This is a genomic window from Mycobacterium sp., from assembly GCF_039583785.1.
Taxonomy (GTDB): Bacteria; Actinomycetota; Actinomycetes; order Mycobacteriales; family Mycobacteriaceae; genus Mycobacterium.
Window position 1 is genome coordinate 5,035 of record NZ_JAVKSG010000073.1, and the last position, 3,102, is coordinate 8,136.

General features: G+C 69.5%; 3 protein-coding genes. 1 reads left to right on the forward strand and 2 read right to left on the reverse strand.

Annotated features, from left to right (window positions below; all coding sequences use genetic code 11):
* Nucleotides 1-9: 9 nt before the first annotated feature.
* On the reverse strand, nucleotides 10-501 hold the full coding sequence (locus ABDV69_RS17440; RefSeq protein ID WP_343576592.1) for a DUF2771 domain-containing protein: 492 nt from the start codon (nucleotides 499-501) through the stop codon (nucleotides 10-12).
* Nucleotides 498-2,144, reverse strand: a complete 1,647-nt coding sequence (locus tag ABDV69_RS17445) for an MFS transporter (RefSeq protein WP_343576594.1) — start codon at nucleotides 2,142-2,144, stop codon at nucleotides 498-500. Before ABDV69_RS17445 ends, ABDV69_RS17440 begins: the two co-directional genes overlap by 4 nt.
* Before the next feature lie 167 nt (nucleotides 2,145-2,311).
* Here ABDV69_RS17445 and ABDV69_RS17450 point away from each other — a divergent pair.
* On the forward strand, nucleotides 2,312-3,102 hold a 791-nt coding region (locus ABDV69_RS17450; protein ID WP_343576596.1), incomplete at its 3' end, for a DUF3027 domain-containing protein.

A 3,102-nucleotide genomic window follows, 5' to 3' on the forward strand; every position in this document is an offset into this window, starting at 1 on the left:
AACCCGCGGCTATCCCCACACCATTCGGACCGACCACTCGGCATGCGGGACGCCCTGCACCGCACCGTTCGGGTCGACGAAGACCGTCATCAACTGCACGGCGATTCCGGTCAGGCGGCCGTGCTGGGGGTCGACGGTGGGAATGGTGACCGCCATTCGGCTGCCCGGCCGGTAGAACGTCGTGGTGGGAATGACGGAATCCTCGTACACCGTCAGCAACCACCAAGGTGCCCGGCTGATCGACGTCGGCACCGAAAGCTGAACGGGGGAGCGGGAACTCACCTGCAGCTCGCCCTCGGTCCGCTGGTTTTGACAGTCGGTGAGGTCGACGACATTGCAGTAGCGGTAGGGGCCGACCCGGGTCAGATGGCCGTCCGCGTAGGCACTGATCTCCGGGCGCTGCGGGCCGCGCGCGCGGGCCAGCGCCCACCCGCCGATTCCGGCTCCCGTCGCCAACACCGCCACGAGCGCGAGCAGCGCGAGCCTTCGCGTCGTCGTCACGGTCGGGGCACCGCCGCGACGTCGCGCTTGCTGTTGCCTACCTGCTCGACCATCACCGGCCGGTTGCCGCCCAGGCCGGGGATCAGCGAGTCACCGCGGAAACTGACGGTGGTCTGCGCCAGACCGAAGATCAGCACCGACGTGACGACGCTGAAGCCGACCCACAGGTCGGTGTAGAGCAGCACGCCCATCGCGCCGCCGAGCACCCACGCGAGTTGCAGCGTCGACTCCGAACGTCCGAACGCCGATGCGCGCGATTCCTCGGGCAGGTCGTCCTGCAACGACGCATCCAGTGCGGCCTTCGCGATCGCGCTGGACCCGGACGTGATCAGGGTCGCGATCTCAACCATCAGCTGCGTACCAGCCACCGCCGCGGCCAGCGCGACACCGGTCACTGCCAGCGCGCACCTCAGCACGAGCACCGCAGGCCGGCCCAACCGTAACCGGGCGCTGGTGAAGTTGCCGGCGAAGTTGCCGATGGCGGCCGCCGCGCCGATCATGCCGAGCATCGCCAACTGTTTCCATCCGCCGGCATACTGCGCCTTGGCGACGAATGCCGGGTAGAGGAACAGGAACCCGACCATCACCTTGATCGTGCAGTTGCCCCACAGTGCGGTGATGATGTTGCGGCCCAACGGTTGTCGAAGTGCTCCGCTGGCCCGGCGGACCTCCTCGGGCCAATTGCGTCGCTGCGTGCCCTGGCGGTAGCTCAGGGTGGCGGGAACCTCGCCCGCGGTCACTTCGACCCAGCGCGGAATGCGCATGGACAACGCGGCACCCGCCACGCTGACCGCGACGACGACGAACAGCGCGCCGGGCAACCCGAGCAGCCGTTCGCAGGCGTACTCGACGCCGCCGGCGATGCCACCACCGGCGATGGTGCCGCCCAGCAGGCCGAACATGGTCAGCCGGGCATTCACCCGGACCAGGTCGATGGTCGGCGGCATCACTCGCGGGGTGACCGCGCTGCGCAGCACGCTGAACGACTTCGACAGCACCATCATGGCCAGCGCGCAGGGGTACAGCACCCAGGACGGGAAGCCGCCGGTGGCCGCGTCGTAACTGTCGATCAGCACCACCGCCAGCGCGGTGCGCAGCGCGAACGAGGCGGCCAGCGCGACCCGGCGGCCGTGCTGCAGCCGGTCGAGTGCCGGTCCGATCAGCGGTGCGATCACCGCGAACGGCGCGATCGTGATCAGCAGGTACAGCGCCACCCGGCCCTTGCTCTCCCCGGTGGCCGCGGCGAAGAACAGCGTGTTGGCCAGCGCGACCGCCATTGCGGCGTCGGTGGCGAAGTTGGCCACCACCGGCCAGGTCAAAGCCGTCAGCCCGGACTTGTCGGCGCCGTCGGCGGTGGCGGCCCGCTGCACCAGGTCGTACATCAGCGAACCCATTTCGCGACTGCGCTGGGCGGCGGCGCGGGTGACGGTGATCCGCTCGCCGGGGGGACCGTCTCGCGGTGGTTCGCGGCGCGGTTCGGCCCCGTGCTCGCGATTCAGCGGGGCCAGATACCGATTGGCGCTCGGCATCGCCGCGTTCGGCGACAATGCGGAGCGCGGAGCGCGATGCGGAGGAGCCGGACTGTCGAGCCGAGGTCGCTGTGACCGGCGGTAATCCGGCTCGTCGGCCGGGTAGTTGGCCATGCCGGGATGCTCGGCGAGTCCAACGGGACGGCGCGAAGTGCGCCTCGTATCCGGGTGATCGCCGCGTCGTCCCGCCATGCATCGATTCTCACCCATAGCGGGTGCGGTAGTTCGTAGGCGACCGGTGTGGCCATGCGTCGCATCTGTGCGGCAGAATCTACAGGCCCATGGAAACAACGGACGATGTGACCGATTCGACCGCGACGGAGTGGTCGCCGGAATTGGCGGCCATTCTCACTGGCGCGGCCGACCTGGCGCGTGCTGCCATCGTCGAAGGCAGCGGTGACGACACCGTCGGCGACTACCTCGGCGTCGGATATGAAGACCCGACCAGCGCCACCCACCGTTTCCTCGCCCACCTGCCCGGTTACCAGGGCTGGCAGTGGGCGGTCGTGGTGGCCAGCTACCCCGGCGCCGACCATGCGACGGTCAGCGAGGTGGTGCTGGTACCCGGGCCCGAGTCGTTGCTGGCGCCGGAATGGCTGCCGTGGGATCAGCGCATCCAACCCGGTGACCTGAGCCCCGGCGACCTGCTCGCGCCGTTGTCGGACGACCCGCGGCTGGTGCCCGGCTATATGTCTTCCGGTGACCCGCAGGTCGACGAGGCCGCTGCCGAGATCGGGTTCGGACGTCGTCAGGTGATGAGCGGCTGGGGTCGCGCCGGGGCCGCGGAGCGCTGGCATGACGGCGATTACGGGCCTCGCGCGCAGATGGCGCAGTCCACCAAGCGGATCTGCCGGGATTGCGGGTTCTTCCTGCCGCTGGCCGGTTCGCTCGGCGCGATGTTCGGTGTGTGCGGCAATGAATTGTCGGCCGACGGGCACGTCGTCGACGTGGAGTACGGCTGCGGCGCGCATTCCGACACCCCTGCTCCCGCGGGCAGCGGTTCGCCGTTGTACGACCCCTTCGACGACGGTGTGCTCGACGTCAGCGAGAAACCCGCCGACGCGCCGGCCGA

What these genes read in the sequence shown, in the direction of transcription:
- ABDV69_RS17445 (WP_343576594.1), bottom strand. Translation starts at nt 2,144, where the DNA reads ATGGCCAACTACCCGGCCGACGAGCCGGATTACCGCCGGTCACAGCGA.